General features: G+C 64.9%; 20 protein-coding genes. 6 read left to right on the top strand and 14 right to left on the bottom strand.

Features of this window, described 5'->3' with window-relative positions; all coding sequences use genetic code 11:
* The first annotated feature begins 1 nt into the window (after nucleotide 1).
* Both AC1DW9_RS04935 and AC1DW9_RS04930 read left to right on the top strand, forming a co-directional pair.
* Nucleotides 2-1,213 carry an ABC transporter substrate-binding protein gene (locus AC1DW9_RS04935; protein WP_441491175.1) on the top strand — a complete coding sequence of 404 codons (1,212 nt, stop codon included), beginning with the start codon at nucleotides 2-4 and terminating at the stop codon, nucleotides 1,211-1,213.
* A 240-nt stretch (nucleotides 1,214-1,453) separates the two neighbouring features.
* The gene (locus AC1DW9_RS04930) at nucleotides 1,454-2,170 is read left to right on the top strand and encodes an amino acid ABC transporter ATP-binding protein (RefSeq protein ID WP_441506741.1); all 717 of its coding nucleotides are present in this window, start codon (nucleotides 1,454-1,456) and stop codon (nucleotides 2,168-2,170) included.
* A gap of 153 nt (nucleotides 2,171-2,323) precedes the next feature.
* Here AC1DW9_RS04930 and ubiA read toward each other — a convergent pair whose 3' ends face one another.
* From ubiA to AC1DW9_RS04900, 6 genes are all read right to left on the bottom strand, one after another.
* Entirely contained in the window at nucleotides 2,324-3,238 is a 915-nt protein-coding gene (ubiA, locus tag AC1DW9_RS04925; protein WP_441506742.1) for a 4-hydroxybenzoate octaprenyltransferase, read from the bottom strand.
* A gap of 182 nt (nucleotides 3,239-3,420) precedes the next feature.
* Entirely contained in the window at nucleotides 3,421-4,212 is a 792-nt protein-coding gene (locus AC1DW9_RS04920) for an endonuclease/exonuclease/phosphatase family protein (RefSeq protein ID WP_441491364.1), read from the bottom strand.
* Nucleotides 4,213-4,323: 111 nt separating this feature from the next.
* Nucleotides 4,324-4,818: a hypothetical protein gene (locus AC1DW9_RS04915; protein WP_441506743.1), complete on the bottom strand. Its 495-nt coding sequence runs from the start codon at nucleotides 4,816-4,818 to the stop codon at nucleotides 4,324-4,326.
* Between the two features lie 183 nt (nucleotides 4,819-5,001).
* Nucleotides 5,002-5,502 carry a sugar O-acetyltransferase gene (locus AC1DW9_RS04910; RefSeq protein ID WP_441491179.1) on the bottom strand — a complete coding sequence of 167 codons (501 nt, stop codon included), beginning with the start codon at nucleotides 5,500-5,502 and terminating at the stop codon, nucleotides 5,002-5,004.
* 190 nt (nucleotides 5,503-5,692) lie between these two features.
* Nucleotides 5,693-6,622 (bottom strand): hypothetical protein, encoded by a 930-nt coding sequence (locus tag AC1DW9_RS04905; RefSeq protein WP_476776161.1) that lies wholly within the window; start codon nucleotides 6,620-6,622, stop codon nucleotides 5,693-5,695.
* 11 nt (nucleotides 6,623-6,633) lie between these two features.
* Nucleotides 6,634-7,440, bottom strand: a complete 807-nt coding sequence (locus AC1DW9_RS04900) for a MerR family transcriptional regulator (protein WP_441491181.1) — start codon at nucleotides 7,438-7,440, stop codon at nucleotides 6,634-6,636.
* Nucleotides 7,441-7,596: 156 nt separating this feature from the next.
* Here AC1DW9_RS04900 and AC1DW9_RS04895 point away from each other — a divergent pair, with 156 nt between their 5' ends.
* The 3 genes from AC1DW9_RS04895 (at nucleotide 7,597) to AC1DW9_RS04885 (ending at nucleotide 10,953) form a co-directional block, all read left to right on the top strand.
* Nucleotides 7,597-7,815, top strand: a complete 219-nt coding sequence (locus AC1DW9_RS04895; protein ID WP_441491182.1) for a hypothetical protein — start codon at nucleotides 7,597-7,599, stop codon at nucleotides 7,813-7,815.
* Between the two features lie 176 nt (nucleotides 7,816-7,991).
* A complete protein-coding gene (locus AC1DW9_RS04890) occupies nucleotides 7,992-8,705 on the top strand; it encodes a riboflavin synthase subunit alpha (RefSeq protein WP_441506746.1) in 714 nt (237 codons plus the stop codon).
* Nucleotides 8,706-9,045: 340 nt separating this feature from the next.
* On the top strand, nucleotides 9,046-10,953 hold the full coding sequence (locus tag AC1DW9_RS04885; RefSeq protein WP_441506747.1) for a potassium transporter Kup: 1,908 nt from the start codon (nucleotides 9,046-9,048) through the stop codon (nucleotides 10,951-10,953).
* Nucleotides 10,954-10,983: 30 nt separating this feature from the next.
* Here AC1DW9_RS04885 and AC1DW9_RS04880 read toward each other — a convergent pair whose 3' ends face one another.
* The 6 genes from AC1DW9_RS04880 to AC1DW9_RS04855 all read right to left on the bottom strand — a co-directional run bounded on the left by AC1DW9_RS04880 (nucleotide 10,984) and on the right by AC1DW9_RS04855 (nucleotide 17,237).
* Nucleotides 10,984-11,922 (bottom strand): LysR substrate-binding domain-containing protein, encoded by a 939-nt coding sequence (locus AC1DW9_RS04880; protein WP_476776159.1) that lies wholly within the window; start codon nucleotides 11,920-11,922, stop codon nucleotides 10,984-10,986.
* 92 nt (nucleotides 11,923-12,014) lie between these two features.
* Nucleotides 12,015-12,785, bottom strand: a complete 771-nt coding sequence (locus AC1DW9_RS04875; RefSeq protein ID WP_441491186.1) for an ABC transporter ATP-binding protein — start codon at nucleotides 12,783-12,785, stop codon at nucleotides 12,015-12,017.
* The gene (locus tag AC1DW9_RS04870; RefSeq protein ID WP_441491187.1) at nucleotides 12,782-13,651 is read right to left on the bottom strand and encodes an ABC transporter ATP-binding protein; all 870 of its coding nucleotides are present in this window, start codon (nucleotides 13,649-13,651) and stop codon (nucleotides 12,782-12,784) included. The genes AC1DW9_RS04875 and AC1DW9_RS04870 overlap by 4 nt, the downstream gene beginning before the upstream one ends.
* 11 nt (nucleotides 13,652-13,662) lie before the next feature.
* Nucleotides 13,663-14,580: a nickel transporter permease gene (nikC, locus tag AC1DW9_RS04865; protein ID WP_441506750.1), complete on the bottom strand. Its 918-nt coding sequence runs from the start codon at nucleotides 14,578-14,580 to the stop codon at nucleotides 13,663-13,665.
* The gene (locus AC1DW9_RS04860; protein ID WP_441491365.1) at nucleotides 14,577-15,596 is read right to left on the bottom strand and encodes an ABC transporter permease; all 1,020 of its coding nucleotides are present in this window, start codon (nucleotides 15,594-15,596) and stop codon (nucleotides 14,577-14,579) included. The genes nikC and AC1DW9_RS04860 overlap by 4 nt, the downstream gene beginning before the upstream one ends.
* 45 nt (nucleotides 15,597-15,641) lie before the next feature.
* The gene (locus AC1DW9_RS04855; protein ID WP_441491189.1) at nucleotides 15,642-17,237 is read right to left on the bottom strand and encodes an ABC transporter substrate-binding protein; all 1,596 of its coding nucleotides are present in this window, start codon (nucleotides 17,235-17,237) and stop codon (nucleotides 15,642-15,644) included.
* Nucleotides 17,238-17,485: 248 nt separating this feature from the next.
* Here AC1DW9_RS04855 and AC1DW9_RS04850 point away from each other — a divergent pair, with 248 nt between their 5' ends.
* The gene (locus tag AC1DW9_RS04850) at nucleotides 17,486-18,466 is read left to right on the top strand and encodes an alpha/beta hydrolase family protein (RefSeq protein ID WP_476776158.1); all 981 of its coding nucleotides are present in this window, start codon (nucleotides 17,486-17,488) and stop codon (nucleotides 18,464-18,466) included.
* 366 nt (nucleotides 18,467-18,832) lie between these two features.
* On the opposite strand, the gene AC1DW9_RS04845 is transcribed toward AC1DW9_RS04850, so the two are convergent.
* Together AC1DW9_RS04845 and AC1DW9_RS04840 are read right to left on the bottom strand one after the other, a co-directional pair.
* On the bottom strand, nucleotides 18,833-19,237 hold the full coding sequence (locus tag AC1DW9_RS04845; protein WP_441506753.1) for a RidA family protein: 405 nt from the start codon (nucleotides 19,235-19,237) through the stop codon (nucleotides 18,833-18,835).
* Nucleotides 19,238-19,351: 114 nt separating this feature from the next.
* Nucleotides 19,352-20,389: a trans-3-hydroxy-L-proline dehydratase gene (locus AC1DW9_RS04840; protein WP_476776231.1), complete on the bottom strand. Its 1,038-nt coding sequence runs from the start codon at nucleotides 20,387-20,389 to the stop codon at nucleotides 19,352-19,354.
* Nucleotides 20,390-20,451 lie beyond the last annotated feature (62 nt).

Here is a 20,451-nt window from a genome sequence, read left to right as displayed (position 1 = left end):
AATGCGGATCAAGTTCGTAGCAGCGACGGTCGCGCTGGCGCTCGGGTGGCCGGGTCTCGCGGCCAAGGCGGAGGTCTCCGACGGAGTCGTCAAGATCGGCGTCCTCACCGACATGTCCGGCGTCTATTCCGACATCACCGGCAAGGGATCGGTGCTGGCGACCCGGATGGCGATCGATGATTGCCTTGCGGCCGAATGCGCCGGCATGACGATCGAAACCGTCTCGGCCGATCATCAGAACAAGGCCGATGTCGCCTCCGTGATCGCGCGCGAATGGATCGACCAGCAGAAGGTCGATGTCCTCGCCGACATGTCGAACGCCTCGCTCCAGCTCGCCTTGCCGCCGCTGCTGAAGGAGAAGAACCGGGTCGGCCTGTTTCCGGGCGGCACGGCGCGGCTGACCGGTGACGCCTGCCAGCCCGATCATATCGTGCAATGGATGTGGGACACCTATGTCCAGGTCTCCGGGGTCGCGAATGCGCTGACGAAGCCCGGCTCGAAATGGTATCTGGTGACGGCGAATTATGCGCTGGGACACCAGCTCGAAGCCGATACCAAGACCCTGGTGACGGCCAAGGGCGGGAACTATCTCGGCTCGGTCCGGCATGCCTTTCCCGCAACCGAATTATCGTCGCAGCTCCTGACCGCGCAAGGCTCGGGCGCCGACATCATCGCGCTGGCCAATGCCGGTGGCGACACGATCGCCGGGATCAAGACGGCTCGGGACTTTGGCGTCGGCCAGGGCGCCCAGAAGCTGGTCGCCTTCTTCATGACCGTGATGGATGTGAAGAGCGTCGGCCTCCAGGGCGCGCAGGGCACCGTGCTGACGGAAGGCTTCTACTGGAACCTGGATGATCGGACGCGCGCCTTCTCCGAGCGCTTCAAGGCGAAGAACGGCACCGTTCCCTCGGCCATCCATGCCGGAATCTATTCGGCGGTCCGGCATTATCTCAAGGCGGTCGCAGCCGCGAAATCCGACGACGCCAAGACCGTCATCGCCAAGATGCGCGAGATCCCGATCGAGGACGATGTCGTGCGCAGCGCGAAGCTGCGCGAGGACGGACGCATGGTCCATGACTTCTACGTCTTCCAGGTGAAGAAGCCGGAAGAGTCGAAGGGCGACTGGGACTTCTACAACCTCGTCGCGACCATCCCCGGAGACCAGGCCTTCCGCTCGCTCGCAGACGGCGCCTGCCCGGCTCTCAAGAAATAGAGAGGCGTCGCCGATGGTCTGGGGTTGGGGACGTCATCGCCCTGGCCTCCAGGCCAGCAGCGACGCCGCCCCGCGCGCGCCGCCGGTTTCGTGGAGACCGGGACGGGGTGTTCGGAGACACTGGAGGTGGCGCCTGTACCACCTTCCGGCTCATCCCCATCTATGTCATGATCACTATCATTGACTTCGCGCATTGCTTCGACCTGACGCAATGGAGCCGGCGGCTCGAGCGGAGGCTGCATGTCGCTCCTTGATCTGAATGACGTGGTCAAGCGCTACGGCCAGCACACGGTCTTGAATGGCGTGTCGCTCACCGTCGCGAAGGGGGAGATCGTCGCCGTCATCGGCCGCTCAGGCTCGGGCAAGAGCACCTTGCTGCGCTGCGTGAACGGGCTGGAGCCTATCCAGGGCGGCACCATCTCCTTCAACGGCACCGTGGTCAACGATCCCGGCACGGATCTGCGCAAGCTGCGCCAGCATGTCGGCATCGTGTTCCAGAGCTTCAATCTCTTCCCGCATCTCAGCGCCGAGGAGAACATCACGCTCGCGCCCAATGTGGTGAAGGGGGTGCCGCTGGCCGAGGCACGGCACCTGGCTGAAACCGTGCTGCGAAAGGTGGGACTGGCCGAGAAGATCGACGTCTATCCCGATCAGCTCTCCGGCGGTCAGCAGCAATGTCTGGCCATCGCGCGTTCGCTGGCGATGTCGCCGCAACTCATCCTGTTCGACGATCCGGAGCTGGTCGGCGAGGTGCCGAAACTGCTGGAGGAGATGGTGCGCGACGGCATGACCATCATGCTGGTGACCCACGACATCGGCTTTGCCTGCAAGGTCGCCAACCGCGTGGCGTTCATGCACCAGGGCCTGATCTGGGAGGAAGGTCCCGCGGCCGCGACGCTCGCCCGGCCTCGCACGCCGGAGCTGGAGACGTTTCAAAGCGCTGTCCTATTGCATTGAGCTCACCGCCGGCAGGAGCAAATTAAGCGGGTCGAACGTCCGCTTAAGGGGGGCAGCTGCTGGCGAGGGCGGAGATCGAGGGGCATGAGGATGCACGTCAGTCGGGAACCGCGGGCTTTAGCGAGCGAGTTTCACGACAGACCGCGCCTGGCCTCACATCGTCCCCAGCAAGGCTGCAGCTGCCAGCAGCGCCCCGGTCAGGATGTTCGCCAGGAACAAGCCAAAATTCACGTCCGGGCGGGCAAGGTCTATCCGCCAGGTCTGCCAGGCCAGATGCGCGGCGATCAGCAGCATGCCGATGGCGTAAGGCGGCGACATGCCCAGCAGCCAACCGCCGAGCGACCAGGCTGAAAGCGTCAGGGCATAGAACAGCCCAATCCACGCCTTGCCGTGCCGCCCGAACAGGATCGCCGTCGATTTCAGGCCGAGGCGGCTATCATCCTTCACGTCGACATAGGCATAGACGGTATCGTAGCCGATCTGCCAGGCGATGGCCCCGGCCCACATCAGCACCGCGCCGGGCGGGATATGCCCCGCGACCTCGGCCCATGCCATGAGCATCCCCCAATTGAAGGCCGCGCCCAGGACGGCCTGCGGCCAATGGGTGAAACGCTTGCAAAGCGGGTAGATGAACACGAGTGGGAGTACGCACAGCGCGACCAGAGCTGTGTATGGGGCAAGGACAAGCAGCAGCGCAGCCGCCAGCGCAAGCTGCACGCCCAGAAAGACGAAAGCTTGTCGCGTGCCGATCTGCCCGCTTGCCAACGGCCTGAAGCGGGTTCGCTCGACATGGCCGTCAAAGTTCCGATCGGCGATATCGTTGATGGTGGAGCCGGCGCTTCGCATCAGCAACGCACCGAGAGAGAAGATGGCCAGGAGCCCGAGGTCGGGAACGCCATCGGAGGCCTGAATCAGGGCGGCCCAACAGGGGAACAGCGTGAGCCATATGCCCACGGGGCGATCGAGCCGCGCCAGCCGCGTATAGGGCCGCCATGCGGCCGGCAGCCGGCGATCGACCCAATCGCCCTGATGGATGTCGCTCAAGTCCGGGCGGCTTGCAGTTGTCATGGCCAGATCTATGTCCTGTCGCGAACTTCCGATGAACGCGACAGTCTTGTCCGCGATTCCAGCACCATCGCAGAATGGAATTTGTGCGCCAAGGATCGAAGCCGGCAATGGGGGCGACGCGGCGCGCCATCCGCTTCCGACAAGCGCTCCCGCAGCATGTCGCGGATTTCCGGCGGCGTCTGTCATATCGTGAGAAGAAGCGGTCGATGGTCCGAGACCTCGGGATGCTCGACCACCGTGAATTCGATCACGTCGATGCTGCTGCGCACGAGCATATAGTCGGCGTAGCGACCCGCCTTCTTGTAGTGCGAGGTTCGGGTGTCGGTGCATCCGGTCGCCGTGACGAGGTCGTGCAGGCCGATCTCGGCCAGGATGTCGAACGTCCGGCTGCCAGGTTCGACATTGAAATCGCCGCAGACGACCAGGCGCTCCCCGGGCGGCGCGACATTCGCGATCAAGCGCGCGAAGCGCGTCGCCTGCTCCAGGCGCTCTTGTGTGTCCTGCTTGCCCGCGAGGTCGCGAAGCCCGTGCATATGCGCGATGGTGATCGGCCACCCCCGTTCGAAATCGAAAAGTCGGATGACATGAGCATTGCGCGACCTGGGATGGTCTCCGTAGCCATCCCAGGAGAACGCCCTGTGCACGAAGCCTTGTGCCTGCCCGATGATCGGATAGGCAGATCGCACGAATGTCGCCAGGCCCCATTGCGAGGGCACGGGTTTGCCGTCGTCCCAGAGAACGCCCTGCGCCGCCGGGAAGAACATCGCGGTATGGTCGGGCAGAGCCGCGCCAATATCGCGGAAAAAGTTTGCACGCTGGGGAAGAACATGATCGCCGTCGCGGTAGGTCAGCCAGTCCTTTGACGACGAAGGCGTATGCACGACTTCCTGCAGGCAGAGGATGTCGGGTAGAGCGCTGCGGAGATAGGCGTCCGATGCGGAGAGAGCGCGGATCACGCGGAAATCCCGGACAATGACTAGCGCCTTGTCGCGCTGCGCGGCAATTGCCGACACGTGCTGCACCGTCCGTCGTGCGGCCGTTGCGGAGAGACGCGTATCGGAAGGTCCGATACGCGCCGGGTCTTCTCAGTTGATCGACTTGATGCTGCCGAAGATATCGTCGAGCGCCTTGGCGTGCGTCTCGCGCTCTTCGTCATTGCCCCAGACGGTGATCATGATCATCCGGCCGCTGCCGGCCGGCATCAGGATGAAATCGACTGTCGTCGGGCCGTTCGCGTCAGTGGTGCGGAACTGGAAGACGGTCGAGGAAATCCCGTTGATCGGGACTTCTGCCTGGATCGGCTTCACCTGCTTGATCTTGTTTTCCTTCATCCAGGATTCGTTCGTGGCCATCATCTTGTCGATCTCGCGGGCATGCGCGAACTCGACCGAGAAGAAGATCGCCTCGTCCTGCGGGCGCGCGGAGTAGCCGAACTCGATCTCCTGCGTCTTCCAGTTGTTCGGAACGGTCAGCGTAATGGCCGGGTTCTTGTCGGGAACCGCGAAATTCTTGGCGGCGGCAGGCACGACGCACAGAAGCGCGGCGGCGAAAGCCGCAAGGCAGAGACGGGCGATAGACATGGGAGAGTTCTCAAGAGCCAGGTGACACATGTGACCTGCAGCCCGCTCGTTTCCTCTGCGCCACCAATGGCGCTGACGCAATGCCGATGGACCGGCCGTGCCGCGTAAACTTTAACCGGCCCGGCATTCGCCAGGGGATCGCGGGCGAAGGAGCATTTGACTGCCCATTATACGGGCGGTTCTTCAGTCGGCGATCGAACGAATGACCCGCGCCGGATTGCCACCGACAAGGGTGTTCGAAGGAACGTCTCTGGTGACGACCGAAGCCGCCGCGACGACCGAATTCTCTCCGATCGTCACGCCACCGATGATGGTCGCACCGGCTGCGATCCAGACATTTCTCCCGATCGCGATGGGCTTTGCGGTGACGCGGGCGCGCCGTTGGGACGGCTCAAGGGGGCGGCCGGTCGTGATGATGCTCACATTCGGCCCGATCAGCACGTCGTCGGCAATATCGAGCCCGCCGAGATCATAGAAGGTGCAGTTCTGATTGACGAAGACATTGCGCCCGACACGGATATTGACCCCATTTTCCGTATAGAACGGCGGTATCAACACGAAACTGTCGTCGACCCTCTTGCCGATGAGATCGCTGAACAAGGCCCGGACTTCATCGGCATCGTTATAGGTCAAACGGTTGAGGGTGGCGGTGATCGTCATCGCCCGCTTGACGTTTGCCGACATCGCCGCCGATTCCGGCGTTCTCCTGGGAATGAACCTGGTGCGATCATCATTCGCCATTCGGTATTGTCCTCCGGGCGCGGTCAAGCGAGGTCCCGGTGCATGACAGCGCCGCCGGGATTCGCTGAGGGTAGCTGCAAATCGCCGGGATAAGCGGCCAAACGTCCAGGCGCGTCCACTCCCAGGCAGGCATTCAGCTTTGGTTTTCCAAGGCCGTCCGCAGCATGTCGTAGGTGGGCGCCAGGTCACGAAGGGCGGTCGCCGCAACGGCGTCGTTGCCGACAACCAGCGGATATTGCATCGCGCCGATCAGGCGCGCCTGCCTGTCGGCAATCCGCGCGGCCTCGGCATAGCCGGCGCGCGCCAGGCAGGCTGCGGCATCGACCGCGCGGCGGGCGCCGACCCTGACCACGAAATGGACCATATGGCCGCGCAGCGCCTCGTCGCATCGCGCCTCGATCCGTGCCGCCAGGGCTTCGGCTGCTTCGCCATTGCCGAGGCTTCCGGCCGGCATGCCGAGATCGCCGTCCATCGACAGCCAGCGGATCGCCGCCGGGACGGACGCACGGATCGTCTCCACCTCGCTGACCTCTGCGACGCGCCTGAAGGCGGTTCGCATGGTGTAGGGCGCGCCATAGATCAGCGTGCTGGCGCTCCAGGCGGCCATGAAATCGGCGACCGGCAGGGTGGCATAGGGATAGCCTTGCGGATCATGCATCACCACGCGCTCATTATCCGCTTCAAGGACGACGACGTAGTGGTCGGCCTCGATCGGTCCACGCATGCCCGGCTGGTGCCGCAGATGCCCCATCTCGACCGGGCCGATCCAGACCGGTCCGCCAGCCAGCGCCGCCTTGAGCCGGGCGAGGGCCTCCTCGGCCTCGCCGCCCTGCGTGACCGTCGATGTCCAGCCGAGCGACGAAAGCGCGTCCTCAAAGCCCTTCTCCGGGTCCCAGCCATAGGGATCGAAGAATGGCAGCGTGCCGCCGATCAACTGCATGCCGAACGGACTGCCGATGGCGATCTCGATCACCGCGGTGGAGGGCGCGTCGGCCCCGAACATCATCGCGAAGGAATTGGCGTAGCAATAGGGGCCGGAGCCCGTATAGGAAAAATGCGTCATGGCGGGCTCGCTTACAGGGTGATCGGATAGGCGACATCGAAACGTGCGCCGCCGGTTCCGGGATAGGTTTCGCAGGGGCTGTCGCTGCAGCTCAGATCGCTTCGTGCGTCGAGCCACGCCTCGATCGCGTCATAGACGCGCAGGACGAGCGGGAAATCTTCATAAGCCCTGGGCACCGGCAGATAGGCCTCGCGCCGCGCCGGCTGCAGCCATAGGCGCAGGTCGCCGGCAGGTTCCAGGCTGCCCTCATAGGCGATGGCGACCTCGACCAGACCTTCGCTGTCGCGGCTGACGAGGCTGTGGCAATGCACGCTCATCGGCCCGTCGCCCGGCAGGCCCGAGCCCCGCAGATGGGCGCGGATATCGGCCTCGGCGCTGGCGACGAAATCGTCGAGGGCCTCGACGCCGACGTGGCGCTGGCGGGACACGACCTTGCTGGCCTCGATCTCGCGCAAGCTTATCGCCGTGGCCAAGGCGGGTTCACCACCGTCGGCGTGTCGGGCAAGCGCCCGAACACCCTCGGTCTGCTCTGCCAGAAGCTCGTTCTGCGCGCTGAGCCATGTCTGCAACTCGACGGCGCGCGCCTCGGGCGCAAGCGCGACAAGCTGCCCGACGCGCGCTACCGGCAGACCGAGCCGCCGCAGCCTGGCGATCAGCCGCGCCCGTGGCGCCTGCTCGGGGGCGTAATAGCGGTACCCGGTCTGCGGATCGACATGGGCCGGCACGAGCAGGCCCTGTTCGGCATAGAGCCGCAAGGCCTTCGGTGACAGCCGCGTGGCGGCGCCGAAACGTCCGGCAAGAAGATAGGAATCGCTCATGAATCCATCTCTAGAGTCAGCCCTTGGGGCGAGGTCAAGCGCCCGAAGGAGCCTTCGCCATGGCGGCCCGACCTCGGCCTTCCAGTCTCCGGGCTGGCGATGTCATCGGGCTTCATGGCACGATCCGAGCCTTGCCATTCAGACGTGGAGCGCCTGATGACCAATGCCAGCGCCGGGAACCCCGTTGCCGACGAGGCTCCGACTCATCCCGAGGAAATCAGATCCGAGTTCGACCTGCGTGTCGGCAAGCACATCACCCTGCAGGGACGGGCGCGGATCACTCCGGCTGGCTTGATCTGCTCCGGGCTCGCGGTCGCCATGGTGACGTTTGCTCTGGGCTACGTTGCCCGCTCGCTCCCAGCGCGGCGGCGCTGAGCCTTCGGACCGGCATGGTCCATCGCCCCTGCGCCCGTTCATCCGGGCTGTCCTGGTCAAAGCGGCCGACAGCCAACTCCGACCCATCGCGGACGCTCGCAGGCCTTGCCCTGATCGACTGGCCTGCCGCATCCGGCGAGCGCTATAAGGCGCGGCTCGAGAGGATGAGGACAGCGATGTTCACCGGCATTGTTCAATCCGTAGCGCGGGTTGCAGCCATTGAGGACGACAATGGCATCCGGACCTTCACGCTCGATTTCCCCGCAGGGTTTACCGATGGGCTCGGCATCGGGGCCAGCGTCGCCGTGGATGGCGTCTGCCTGACGGCAACGACGATCATGTCCACTGAGCGGGTGCTCTTCGACGTCATGCTCCAGAGCCTCGCGGTCACCACGCTGGGGGATTGTGGGCCGGGCAGCATGGTCAATGTCGAACGGGCGGCGAAGGATGGCGCAGAGATCGGTGGGCACCCTCTCTCGGGCCATATCGACTTCGCAGCGCGGATCGACCTCATCAAGGAATACGGAGGCAACAAGGCCATCCGGTTCTCCATCCCTCGGCCCTTCGAGCGGTACATCTTCCCGAAAGGCTACATCGCCATCAACGGATGCAGCCTGACGGTCTCGGAGTGCAACAAGGCCGAGGGCTGGTTCGAGATCTGGCTTATCCCCGAGACGCGCCGGGTGACGAATCTCGACGCCAAGCGAGAGGGTGACGCGGTCAATGTCGAGATCGAACGGGGGACTCAGGTGGTTGTCGACACGGTGCGGGACACCGTCGCGGAAAGCCTCGGCGAGCTGCGCCCGTTGCTCGAAGCCCTGCTGAAGGAACGTGGCCTGGCTCTGGAGGACTTGGTGACGCCCTCGGCCCTGTTGCCTCCCCGTCACTGAGGGGGCGCGGCCTCCGCGCCTTGCGGAGCTCGTCCTGCCTGATCGCGAACCGCAATCGTCGGTCTTCACCTGAACCGGCCAGGGCCCCTGAAGGCGTTTGGGTGACTCAGACGCGGCCCCATGGTTCTGGTCCAACTTGACCTCCGTTCTGGCCGATCGTGAGGATCAGACCAGGGGCGCACGGCATCCCGCACGGCGAGGAAGCGCAGCCCTTTGGACGGGCGCCTGACCTGCGGGACGACGATGGTCCTTCCGACCCGCGCGACCGGCATCCTCGCCCCCTAGCAATTTGCCCCCAATGCTCGCAGATTATGTACTGGGTTGCAGCTGGGATCGAACCATGACTGCCCACAGCGCTCAGGTAACGAGACCGCCCGCTGCCCTGCCGGTCGCCGCCACGCTCGGCGCTCTCGGCGTCGTCTATGGCGATATCGGAACAAGTCCGCTCTATGCCTTGCGGGAAGCGGCGAGGGCGGCGACCCAGGGCGGCAGCCTCAGTCAGGATGCGGTGCTCGGCATCGTCTCGCTCATCCTGTGGGCGCTGATCCTGATCATCTCCATGAAATACGCGCTGCTGATCCTGCGTGCCGATAATCGCGGCGAGGGCGGCATCGTCGCCATGCTGGCCCTGCTCTCGGCCCGCAACGCCGAGCCGGGGAGCTGGCGCGCCTATCTCCTGATCGTCGGCCTGATCGGTGCGGCGCTGCTTTACGGCGACGGCGCCATCACCCCGGCCATCTCGGTGCTGAGCGCCGTCGAAGGCCTGAAGCTCGACGCGCCGGCGCTGCAGCATGTCGTGGTGCCATTGACCGTGGTCATCCTGATCGGCCTGTTTGCCGTCCAGAAGAAGGGCACAGGCTTCATCGGCGCGATCTTCGGTCCGGTCATGCTTGGCTGGTTCATCATCATCGCGCTGCTTGGCCTCCACGGCATCGCCCAGGCGCCCGGCGTGCTTGTGGCGCTGAGCCCGCTCTACGCCGTCAATTTCCTGATCCACCAGGACTTCCATGTCAGCTTCGCCATTCTCGGCGCGGCATTCCTGGCCGTCACCGGCGGCGAAGCCATGTATGCCGACATGGGACATTTCGGCCGCCTGCCGATCAGGCTCGCCTGGTTCGGCATTGCCCTGCCGGCGCTCGTGCTGAACTATTTCGGTCAGGCCGGACTCCTGATCACCGACAGCGCCGCGCTGGATAATCCATTCTACCAGCTGGCGCCGGACTGGGCGCATTACCCGCTGGTCGCCCTTGCCACAGTGGCGACCGTGATCGCCTCGCAAGCCATCATTTCCGGGGTGTTCTCGCTGACGCAGCAGGCGATCCAGCTCGGCTTCCTGCCCCGCATGCATATCGAGCACACGGCAAGCCACGAGATCGGCCAGATCTATGTGCCGCTGGTGAACTGGCTGCTGGCGGCGGCGACGCTCGGCGCGGTGATCGGCTTCGGCTCGTCCGATGCGCTGGCAGGCGCCTATGGCATCGCCGTCTCCCTGCTGATGGCCATCACCACCCTGTTGGCCGCGCTCGTTGCGCTGCACTGGGGCTACCCGCCGCTGATCGTGATTGCGGTCAACGGCTTCTTCCTCGTCATCGACTGCATCTTCTTCGCCGCGAACACGACCAAGCTGTTCGAAGGCGGCTGGTTCCCGCTCCTGCTTGCGGCCGCGGCCGCCTTCGTGATGCTGACCTGGCGCAGCGGCGTCAAACTGGTCGAGCGCGCCCGCCGCAATCTGCGCCAGCCGGAGGAGGAGCTGATCGAGAGCGCGGTCGCGACCTGCTGCTCGCGGCTGCCCGGAACCGCCGTCTTCATGGCCTCGGCTCCCCATGGCGTGCCGCTCGCGCTGACGCAGTTCGTCAAGCACAACCGCGTCCTGCATGAGCGCATCCTGCTGGTCACGGTCGTCATCGCAGAGGTCCCCCGCGTCGAGGAGGATGGCCGCGTCGAGGTGATCGAACTCCATGAGAGCATCACCCGGATCATCCTGCATTTCGGCTTCATGCAGTATCCGAGCATCGCCGACGGACTTCGTATGGCCTGCGAACAGGGCAGGCTGCCCGGAGTGGACCCCACCCAGATCACCTATTTCATCAGCCGCGAGACGATCATCCCGACCAAGCAGATCGCCGGCATGGCGGTCTGGCGGGAAACGCTGTTCGCCTTCCTGCAGCGCAATGCCGAGCGCTCGGCTGCGTTTTTCGGCGTGCCGACCAAGCAGGTGGTCGAGCTCGGAACCGAGATCGAGATCTGACGGGCATGGGCAAGCGGCTGCCTTTACCCGTTAGCAGCGGACCAGTTGCGGCTTTGCACTGACCGCGTCCTGCTCGTCCTCGCTGACGGTGCGCCAGAATTGCTCAACGACCGGACGGGAATTCGACAAGGACCGATAGAGCCGGATATCGACCGTCAGGTCCCAGCTGGCATCGGCGGCGCGCACGAGTTGCCCGCTGGCAAGATCGAGCCGCACGATGCTCTCCGGTATCCAGGCCAGCCCCCAACCGGCCAGAGCCATCGCCTTCAGGCCTTCCGACATCGTGTTCTCGTGGATCGTGATGCGTTCGAGCGCTCGTCTCGCGAAGAGATCCGCCAGCACGTGATGGAAGAACGATCCGGCGCCATAGGCGAGGTGCCGCGCCGGGGTCGCTCCCGGCTCGATCCGGTGAAGCGGGCGACCGCTGGCGTCGGGGGCCGAAACCGGGACGACGCGCTCGTCGCCCAATCGCATATGGATGATGTCGCTGTCCCCGATGAAAACCGGCACCGCGCTATGCGAGTAGATCAGCAGAAAATCGCTGCCGCCTTCCCGCAGCGAGGTCACGAGGGAATCGATCCCGTTATTGTCCGCGCTCACTCTCGTCCGCAGCCCGCCGAAGCGGGGCTCGATGCGCCGCAGCCATTGCGGGAAAAAGGTCAGCGACAGCGTGTGGAGCGCCGCGAAGGACAGGGTGTTTGCACGCAGGCCCTGCTTCTCCCGCAGCTTGTCCCTGGCGCGATACAGGTCCTGCAACAGCTCCTGCGCGGTCCCGCGGAAATTCTCGCCTGCCGAGGTCAGCCGGACCGGATAGGAGGCCCGATCGACGAGGGGCAAGCCGACCCAATCCTCGAGTTGCCTGATGCGGCGGCTGAAGGCGGACTGGGTGACATGGCGTTCGGCAGCGGAACGGGAGAAGCTTGCCGTGCTCGCAAGGCTGAGGAAATCCTCCAACCATTTGACCTCCATGGCGTCCTCCCTAACGCGACAGGGTCGCAGCGCCCGGCCGCGTCCAGGGCGATGCCGCGTCGACATCCACCTCCGTCCGCCCCACGGCCGGGCTAGTCCGCATCGAGGCCGACCAGCGCACGATCATAGCCGGCACTGGCTGCGATGAGCCTCTGCGTGTAGCCGCTATGGGCGCGCGCCGACATCAGGTCGGCGACGCCGAGCTCCTCGATCAGCTTGCCCTGGTTCATCACGGCGAGCCGGTTGCACAGATTGGCGACGACGGGCAGGTCGTGGCTGACGAGGACGCAGGTGAGGCCCTGTTCGACCTGGATGTCGCGGAGCAGGTTGAGAACCTCGGCCTGGACGGAGACGTCGAGAGCCGAGGTCGGTTCGTCGAGAAACAGGATGCGGGGCTCGAGGATGAGAGCCCGCGCGATCGCCACGCGCTGGCGCTGGCCGCCGGAGAGCTGGTGCGGGTAGCGGTAGCGGTAGCTCTCGCCAAGACCGACCTGGGCAAGCACGCGGGAGACGCGCGGGCCGATGCCGGCGATGCCGTGCACCACCAGCGGCTCCGAGAGAATGGTGTTGACGGTGTGCCGTGGGTGCAGGGAGCCATAGGGATCCTGGAACACCATCTGGGCCATCCGGTAGAACGCGAGATCGCGCACCGGTCCCACGGTCTTGCCGGCGATCCTGATGGTCCCCGACCATTGCCGGTTGAGGCCGGCAAGGCACCGCAGGATCGTCGTCTTGCCGCAGCCGGACTCGCCCACCAGCCCGTAGACGGTCGCTTCGGGAATCGAGAAGGAGACGTCGTCGACGGCGACGGACTGGTTTTCACCCGCGCCGAAGGCGACGCGCAAATGGCTGACTTCGATCATGCTTCCGCCGGAATGGGTTCGTTGCGCCAGGACGGGTCGCGCTCCAGCACCCGCAGGCGCTTGTGGCCGTCCTCGAGCCGGGGCAGTGAGGCCAGCAGCCCGCGCGTATAGGGATGTTTCGCCTGGTGAAGGTCCGCGGCGGGGCATCGCTCCACGATGCGCCCGGCATACATGATCAAGACCTCGTCGCAGAAGGTCGAGACCAGGTTGAGGTCATGGCTGATGAACATCAGGCCGATGCCGCGGGTGGTGACGAGCTCGTCGAGAATGGCCAGGACCTGGAGCCGGACGGTGACGTCGAGCGCCGAGGTCGGCTCATCCGCGATGATCAGCTCGGGCTCGGGAATGAGCATCATGGCGATCATGATGCGCTGGCCCATYCCGCCCGAGACCTCGTGCGGGTAGAGCGCGAAGACGCGCTTGGGATCGCGAATGCGGACCGCCGCCAGCATCTCCAGCGCCCGCTCGTTCGCCTCGGCGCGGGAGGCGCGATGATGCACGCGAAAGGCTTCGGCGATCTGATGCCCCACCCGCATGACCGGATTGAGCGAGTATTTCGGATCCTGCAGGATCATCGAGACGCGCTTGCCGCGGATGCCGAGCATCTCGTTTTCGCTCAGTCCTGCGAGCTCGGTCTCGCCCAGTTTCATGGACTTGACGGTGGAGGTCGCTCCCGACGGCAACAGGTTGAGGATCGCCCGCCCGGTCATCGACTTGCCGGAGCCGGACTCGCCGACGATGCCGACCTTGTTCCGGCCGACCTCGAAGCTGATGCCGCGCACGGCCTCCACCAGGCCGCGCGGGCCGGGAAAGCCGACGCGCAGGTCCTCGACCGTGAGGATGGGGCTCTTTGTGGTCCCGGACATCGTCCCCTCCCTCACGAGCGCGGGTTGAGCATGTCGCGCAACCCGTCTCCGAACAGGTTGAAGGCGAGGCTGACGGTCAGGATGGCCAGGCCGGGCATGGCGGCGAGATACCAGTGCTCGAGCAGGTATTGTCTCGCCGTCGAGAGCATGGCGCCCCATTCCGGCGTCGGGGGCTGGGCGCCCAGGCCGAGGAAGCCGAGGCCGGCTGCGGTCAACGCGACGCTGGCCATGCTCAGCGTCACCCGCACGACGACCGAGGGCAGGCACATCGGCATGACGTGCTTGAAGATGATCCGCGGTGTCGAGGCCCCCATGACGCGGACGGCATCGACATAGTCGCTGGAGCGGATCGTCAGGGTTTCCGCCCTGGCGAGACGGGCGATCCCCGGCCAGGAGGACAGCGCGATGGCGATGATCGCATTGTCCAGGCTCGGGCCCAGGGCGGAGACGAAGGCCAGCGCCAGGATCAGGCTCGGGAAGGACAGGAAGATGTCGGTGATCCGCATCAGCAGCGCTTCGACCCAGCCTCCGAGATAACCGGCCGTCGCGCCGATGCACAGGCCGATCGGCCCGACGATCACGGCAACGAGGCCGACGATGTAGAGCGTGGTGCGGGCGCCATAGACGATGCGGCTGAAGACATCCCGGCCGAGCTCGTCCGTTCCGAGCCAATGCGCGGCGCTCGGGCGCTGAAGCCGTTCGGCCAGGACCTGGTCGAAGGGCGAGTGGGTGGCGATCCACGGCGCCATCAGCGCGACCAGCCCGATCACCAGCAGGACGACCACGCCGATGACGGCGAGGGGGTTCGCGGCCAGGCGCAGCCAGGCGAGGTAGAAGCTCTGCATCCAGGCCTGGAAGCCCGATTGCGGTGCCTCGGCGAGAAGCCAGGATCGCAACGAAGCGTTGCGCTCGAAGGAATGAGCCGTCATCGGGTGCGCGGATCCAGGAAGCGGTAAAGGAGATCGGTGATCAGGTTCAGGCAGATGAAGACCAGACCCACGATCAATGTGCAGGCGAGAACGGCGTTCATGTCGCCGATCATCAGGGCGGTCGTCAGGTACTGACCGAAGCCGGGCCAGGCGAAGACCGTTTCGGTGAGCACCGCTCCTTCGAGCAGCCCGCCATAGGAAATCGCAATGACCGTAGCGAGCTGGACCAGCACGTTGCGGAAGGCATGACCCCAGACCACGCGCCGCCGCGAGAGCCCTTTGACCCGCGCCGTGGTGATGTATTCCTGGCTCAGCTGATCGAGCATGAAGCTCCGGGTCATGCGGCTGATATAGGCCATCGAGGAATAGCCGAGCAGGAGAGCCGGCAGGATGATGTGCCGCGCGGCGCTGACGAACACGTCCCAGTCGCCCGCCAGTGCTGAATCGACGAGCAGCAGCCCCGTCCGCTTCGGCACGGCGTCGAGATAGAAGATATCCACCCGGCCGGAGCCGCCGACCCAGCCGAGCCAGGCATAGAAGACGATCAGCCCCATCAGGCCGAGCCAGAAGATCGGGACGGAATGGCCGATCAGCGACAGGAGCCGCACGGCGTGGTCGATCGGTTTTCCCCGATAGACCGCAGCGGCGACGCCGAAGGGGATGCCGAGCCCGCTGCCGATCACGATGGCGACGGTGGCAAGCTCGACCGTCGCGGGAATGACATGTCTGAGATCGTCGGCGACGGGATTGCCGGTGAAGATCGCCCGCCCGAAATTGCCGCTCAGCATGTCGCGCAGGAACATGACGAACTGGATGTAGAGCGGCTGGTCGAGCCCGAGCTTGATGCGCACGTTCTCGTAGACGCTGGCATCGGCCTTCTCGCCGACGACCGCGGCGATCGGGTCGAACGGCAGCACGCGCCCGATGAAGAAGGTCAGGGCCAGCAGGCCAAGCAGGGTGAGCGCGACGGAAAGCCCGCCGCGCAGGGCCGGCGCTGCCCAGCGCGGCAGGCGCAGGCGGGCGTTTCGGCGCGGCGCGAGACCGGTCAGGGAGCTCACGCCTCACTCCTTCTCGATCGTGTCGTAAAAGAACTCCGAGCCGTTATATTCGAAGCGCTTGACCCGCTTGTGCAGGGCCATCGCGCCCAGCCGCTGGAAGATGCCGATGATCGGCGCCTCGCGCATGTGGCGGCGCTGCAGCTCGGCATAGAGCGCGGTGCGCTTGGCGGGGTCGCGCTCCACCTGCGCGGCCTCGACCTGCTGCTTGAACCAGGCGTCGGGCGCCCATGCGGCACGCCAGGCCAGGAAATTCGTCGCCTTCGCGGCATCGCTGTTGTCGGGGTTATACGCCATCCGCAGCGCCATATCGTTGGCATCGGGATAATCGTAATCATAGACCGCCATCAGCATCTGGAAGTCGCGGCTGCGCATCAGGGTGTAGAGCTGCGCCGTCGCCATGGTGCGAATATCCAGCGTCACGCCGACCTTCGCGGCATTCTGCTGGAAGTTCTGCGCGAGATCCGGAAACGGGTAATTCGTCATCGTCAGGACGGTCTTCTTGAAGCCGTCGCCATAGCCTGCCTCGGTGAGGAGGGCCTTTGCCTTGGCGATGTCCAGCCGATAGGGGTCCTCGCCCTTCGGCAGCGCCCCGAACACGCCGGCCGGCACGAAGCTCTGGCGGATTTCGGCGCGCCCCTTCTGCACGGTCTCCTTCAGCCCCTGATAATCGATCAGGTAGCGAAAGGCCTCGATGACCTTCGGGTTGCTGAGGATCGGGTCCTTCTGGTTCAGCGCGAGATAGACACTGTCGAGTCGCGGCTGAAACTGAAAGCGCAGTTCCGGATTGGCCACCATGGCCGCCAGTGACGAGGCTTCGACCGACTTGGCGTAGTCGATGTCGTTCTTTTCGAGCAGGAGCCTCTGCGCGCCCGGTTCCGGGACATGCCGCACGATGATCCGCTTCATCGCCGGCGCGCCCTTCCAGTAGGTCGGATTGGCTTCCAGGATCGCGACTTCCTGGGCGCGCAGCGTGTTCAGGCGGTAGGGGCCGTAGCAGGCGACATTCGTGTTCAGCCAGCCGGCGCCGAGATCGCCGTCCTTCTCGCGCGCCATGATCGTGTCGCGGTCGAGGGCCGACCCCATGCGGTGGTTGGTGAAGGCAAAGGGCGTCACCGAGGGCGCCAGATCCTTGGCGAGGGTGATGACGAGCGTGTGGTCGTCCGGTGTTGCGATCTGATCCGGCGAGGTGAGCCCCCAGTCGCGCATCAGGCTCGCGCTGACCAGGTTGAGCTTGATCGACCGGCGCATGGCCCAGGCGATGCTCGACGAGGTGACCGCATTGCCAGACGGGAAAACCATGCCGCGCCGCAGCGCGAACGTCCAGGTCTTCCCGTCCGGGGAGCTCGACCATGTCTCGGCGATACCGGCGACGACTTTCGAAGGATCCTTGTGATCCAGCGAGAGCAGCGGCGTGCACATCTGCCGCAACAATTCGTTGGGAAACGACTCGTTGGCTGCAGCCGGATCGAACGTGATGAAGGTGGTGAGGTCGCTCGCCATGACGAATACGTCCTTGGGCGTCGCGGCCTGTCCCGGAGCCACGGCAAGGCCGAGCAGGAACGAGCCCGCGAGAGCGGCTCGGGTCAATCTGCGTAACATAGCGAACGCTCCCCATGCGGATCGACATCAGCGGAAGGGCCGCCTCGATCACGATATTCTTGAGGGCAGGATGTTTGAAAAGACGAGCGGTATCAAGATAACAGTTATGAGTTAATTGCATAAACTCAATACATTTTCGAATACATTGCAATAAGTATTCGATACACCCCGCATATTTGCGATATCGCTTGACTATCATACTGCAAGATACTTCAGTTTGGAAAATTATCTAGGGATGGAACGCGAATATGTCTCTGTTTGCATCGAGCGTCGCCTCTGTCGGGGATTGGATGCTGCCGTTGAAATGTGCCGTTGCGGCGTCGACCCTGGCGCTGGGGCTTGCCCCTCCGGCTCAGGCGCAGCCGTCAAACCCCTGGGAGGCGGTCGAGCATCCCCGGCCGGGCCGGTTGCCGGCCGATCTGGAGCGCCCCGGCGAGCAGGCCTGGTTCGTCCCGGTGGGCCGGGATGCGCAGGGGGCCGAGATCCTGCTGCCGGCGCGCGTGTTCAGTCCGGTCGGGCCCGGCCCGTTCCCGCTCGCGGTCGTCAGCCACGGCTCGCCCGCGAATGCGGCTGCGCGCAAGACCATGGCGCCGCCCGAATACCGGGCGGGGGCGGAGTGGCTGGTCTCGCGTGGCTTCATGGTCGTGTTGCCGCTGCGTCGCGGATATGGCCCGCGCGGAGGCGAATGGGCCGAGGCCTACGGACCGTGCAGCCAGCCGGACTACGTTCGCGGCGGGCTGGCGACTGCGGATGATATCCAGAATGTCGCGCGCTATTTCGCGACCCTTCCCACGATCCGGGCCGACCGCATCCTGCTCGTGGGCCAGTCGGCCGGGGGCTGGGGCTCGCTGGCCGCAGCGAGCCGCGGCCCCGAGAGCGTGCGCGCCGTCATCAATTTCGCCGGTGGCCGCGGTGGCTATGCCGGCGGCCGGCCGAACAACAATTGCGCGCCGGACAGCCTTGTCGACGCGGCGGCGACCTTCGGCCGTTCATCGAAGATCCCGACCCTGTGGATCTATACCCGGAACGACCGCTTCTTCGACAGCGCCCTGACCGCCCGCATGGCAGGGGCCTATCGCTCCGCCGGCGGCGATGCCGAATATCATCTCCTGGGCGCATTCGGCGAAGACGGGCACAGGCTGTTTCCGACGCCGGAGGGCCGCGCACTCTGGCAGCCCTATGCCGACCGGTTCCTCGATCGCATCTGGGGGGCGAGCGCAAGGCCTTGATGCGACGCTTGGGGCGCCGGCCGCAACGGGTATCTGGCCCGTCCAGGAGGCTGGAATGGGCAGCCACGTCCCGGCTGGACACATGAAGGTGGCCACACGCCTCATGGCTGGACAGAGGGGGGCGCACCAAGGCTTCCACGTCCGGGGTCTCGCGTCTGGCACACAGGCTTCGCGCAGTTTTCGCCTCTCGCGACTTCCCCTTTCCAACTGTCGGGAAGTCTCGCTGCCACAAGGCGAAGCAAGCAGGGCCTAGTCGCTATTGCCCATGTTTGGCAAAGGCCGTCCAAGCAAAACTGGGGCGAAAGGGGAGACCTCTGCCTTCCCTTTCGCACGCTTGTGGGCGGCGTTGGATCGGCCGCCCATCGTTCAATCGTCGCTGATGACAGCGATGACATCGATCTCCACGAGGCAATCTCTCGCGAGCATGCCGGTCTGCACCCGCGTGCGAACCGGAAAGTTGCGCTTGAAGAACCGGGAGTAGATCTCGTTGAAATTGTTGCCGGTGCGATAGTCCGCGTCGCCGTTCCGGGCATCGGCCACAAAGACGACGACCTTGACGACGTCGTCGATCGTGGCGCCGGCCGCTGCCAGAGCCCTCTCCATGTTCTGGAGCGCAAGTTCGGCCTGTTTCTCAAAGCCTTCGGCCCAAACGCCATGGTCGTCCCAGCCGACCTGGCCCGCCAGGAAGACCAGTGTCCCCTTCGCCTTCACGACATCGGAGAAGCAGGGCCATTTTTCGGGATGGCCGGGCAGGGTAATCGACTCGCGCATGTTCGGTATCCTCTGTTCATAGGTTCGCGGAATGCCCATTTGCGGGCAACTAAGGTGCTACGCGTAATGCTTTACGATTGGATTCAAGAAAGCCCCGGGCAAGAGCTCGCTCCGCTATCTCTGCAGTTTTTGCATTGGCCAGGTATCGGACAGCCGATAGCCGGCCGGGAATGGGTCCGTGGGGTCGAGCATGTGCTGATGGATGCCGGTGATCCAGGCACGGCCCGAAATCACCGGGACAATCGCTCGCTTGCCGCCCAGGCCCGCTTCCGATTCCAGCAGGCAATCGAACTCGGTATCGACAATCGACCGCCCGACAAACCGTTCGCCAACAGCCAATTCGCCGCGTGCGTTAAGGACCGCCATCCGCGCCGAACACCCCGTTCCGCACGGCGATCGATCGATCTTGCCCGGCTGGATCGCCACGGCGCTTGTGCCGTGCATGACGCCGTCCCTTCGTGTCACCGGCTCGGTCATCTGGCAAAAGGAGATATGGTCCCAGCCGTTGGTCGGATGAGAGAAACCCAGCTGTTCGTTGGCTGCATTCGTGACGCGTACGCCAATCTCGGCAATGTCACGGGCTTGGTCCGGCCGGATTGCGAGCCCGAGCGACGGCGCATCGATGATGACGAAGCTGTCGCCGCCCCAGGCAATGTCGACCGCCATCGTGCCGATGCCAGGGATCTCGAGTTGCGCATCGAGCTTGTCCACGAAGGAGGGATGGTTCCGGACCCGGATGCGCTCGGCCTTGCCGTCCCTGCATTCGGCCTCGACTTCGATCAGCCCTCCCGGAGGTTCAAGGATGAGGCGTGTGATTGGTTCCTGCATCGGGACGATGCCGCTGTTGAGCAGGACGGTCGAAACGCAGATCGAGTTTGAGCCGGACATCGGTGGGGTATCGCCGGGTTCCATGATGATCCAGCCGGTATGGGCTCTGGGGTCCTTGGGGGGCACCAGGAGATTGACATGGCGGAATACGCCGCCTCGAGGCTCGTTGAGCACAAAGTTCCGCAATCCCTGATCGCGGGCGATGAACTGCGCCTGCTCCCAGATCGTCTCGCCCGGCGGCGGCAGAACGCCGCCCACGATGACGTCGCCGACCTCGCCCTCGGCATGACAACTGACAACATGAATAACGCGGTTGCTTTGCATGGGATTCCTCGGAAGATCACAGGGTTTCTCACCAGGTCGCCCCGATGGGGCCGCGCGACCCA

Source organism: Allobosea sp. P4_E12 (assembly GCF_056401655.1).
This window is presented reverse-complemented; position numbering and strand designations above follow the sequence as displayed.

What these genes read in the sequence shown, in the direction of transcription:
- AC1DW9_RS04935 (WP_441491175.1), top strand. Translation starts at nt 2, where the DNA reads ATGCGGATCAAGTTCGTAGCAGCGACGGTCGCGCTGGCGCTCGGGTGG.
- AC1DW9_RS04930 (WP_441506741.1), top strand. Translation starts at nt 1,454, where the DNA reads ATGTCGCTCCTTGATCTGAATGACGTGGTCAAGCGCTACGGCCAGCAC.
- ubiA (WP_441506742.1), bottom strand. Translation starts at nt 3,238, where the DNA reads ATGACAACTGCAAGCCGCCCGGACTTGAGCGACATCCATCAGGGCGAT.
- AC1DW9_RS04915 (WP_441506743.1), bottom strand. Translation starts at nt 4,818, where the DNA reads ATGTCTATCGCCCGTCTCTGCCTTGCGGCTTTCGCCGCCGCGCTTCTG.
- AC1DW9_RS04910 (WP_441491179.1), bottom strand. Translation starts at nt 5,502, where the DNA reads ATGTCGGCAAACGTCAAGCGGGCGATGACGATCACCGCCACCCTCAAC.
- AC1DW9_RS04905 (WP_476776161.1), bottom strand. Translation starts at nt 6,622, where the DNA reads ATGACGCATTTTTCCTATACGGGCTCCGGCCCCTATTGCTACGCCAAT.
- AC1DW9_RS04900 (WP_441491181.1), bottom strand. Translation starts at nt 7,440, where the DNA reads ATGAGCGATTCCTATCTTCTTGCCGGACGTTTCGGCGCCGCCACGCGG.
- AC1DW9_RS04895 (WP_441491182.1), top strand. Translation starts at nt 7,597, where the DNA reads ATGACCAATGCCAGCGCCGGGAACCCCGTTGCCGACGAGGCTCCGACT.
- AC1DW9_RS04890 (WP_441506746.1), top strand. Translation starts at nt 7,992, where the DNA reads ATGTTCACCGGCATTGTTCAATCCGTAGCGCGGGTTGCAGCCATTGAG.
- AC1DW9_RS04885 (WP_441506747.1), top strand. Translation starts at nt 9,046, where the DNA reads ATGACTGCCCACAGCGCTCAGGTAACGAGACCGCCCGCTGCCCTGCCG.
- AC1DW9_RS04880 (WP_476776159.1), bottom strand. Translation starts at nt 11,922, where the DNA reads ATGGAGGTCAAATGGTTGGAGGATTTCCTCAGCCTTGCGAGCACGGCA.
- AC1DW9_RS04875 (WP_441491186.1), bottom strand. Translation starts at nt 12,785, where the DNA reads ATGATCGAAGTCAGCCATTTGCGCGTCGCCTTCGGCGCGGGTGAAAAC.
- nikC (WP_441506750.1), bottom strand. Translation starts at nt 14,580, where the DNA reads ATGACGGCTCATTCCTTCGAGCGCAACGCTTCGTTGCGATCCTGGCTT.
- AC1DW9_RS04855 (WP_441491189.1), bottom strand. Translation starts at nt 17,237, where the DNA reads ATGTTACGCAGATTGACCCGAGCCGCTCTCGCGGGCTCGTTCCTGCTC.
- AC1DW9_RS04850 (WP_476776158.1), top strand. Translation starts at nt 17,486, where the DNA reads ATGTCTCTGTTTGCATCGAGCGTCGCCTCTGTCGGGGATTGGATGCTG.
- AC1DW9_RS04845 (WP_441506753.1), bottom strand. Translation starts at nt 19,237, where the DNA reads ATGCGCGAGTCGATTACCCTGCCCGGCCATCCCGAAAAATGGCCCTGC.
- AC1DW9_RS04840 (WP_476776231.1), bottom strand. Translation starts at nt 20,389, where the DNA reads ATGCAAAGCAACCGCGTTATTCATGTTGTCAGTTGTCATGCCGAGGGC.